Below are 675 nucleotides of genomic sequence, written 5' to 3' on the forward strand. Positions count from 1 at the left end.
TAACAATTATCGTTTATTTTATTAGATATAAAAGAGGCTGTCCATCGGTCTTTAAATGCGGTTGTCGGTCATCTCTCCGCCATCATTCATCAAACCACCAATCCCAACCTTTTCCCCAATGCCAAAATCGCCCTTTTGTTCGACGGGGAGAACACTTTTTCCGCCGCTTCTTCAATACTGAACCATCCGTAAGCGACGTGTTCGTCGGGCTGCAAAACAATAGCCGCATCGCGCGGAATTTCGGCGGAAAAGATGTGTTCGCGGTTTTCGAACACGCCTTTCGGATAGCGGTGCCGCCAGTGGTGGTAGATTTCATAAACTGTGCTGTCGTGCCAGTTGTAGAGCTGCCCGTCCGCAAGGCGGATGCCGGTTTCTTCCCAAACTTCGCGTTTGGCGGTTTCCTCTATGGTTTCGTCCGGTTCGATGCTGCCGGTTACCGACTGCCAAAAACCTGGCGGCGAAGTGCGTTCGATTAAAAGGATATTGCCGTCGGCATCATGCAGGACAACCAGCGCGGACACGGGATACTTCAAGGGCTTTGCCATCAATCGTCTCCGCCGGAATCCATCGCAGGATCGGATTTGGTATCGCTGCGCGCCTGCATTCCCGCCTTAATCATGGCGATGCTGCTCGGTGCCTGGCTTTCGTTCAGGATGCGGACTTCGCGCTGCGGAT

1 protein-coding gene is annotated in these 675 nt (G+C 52.9%); it reads right to left on the reverse strand.

Annotation, left to right across the window (positions count from 1 at the left end; all coding sequences use genetic code 11):
- Positions 1-89 precede the first annotated feature (89 nt).
- Entirely contained in the window at positions 90-545 is a 456-nt protein-coding gene (gene nudB, locus ACTHUR_RS14660; protein WP_440399318.1) for a dihydroneopterin triphosphate diphosphatase, read from the reverse strand.
- Positions 546-675: the final 130 nt, after the last annotated feature.

Source organism: Neisseria sp. P0021.S007, from assembly GCF_051956855.1.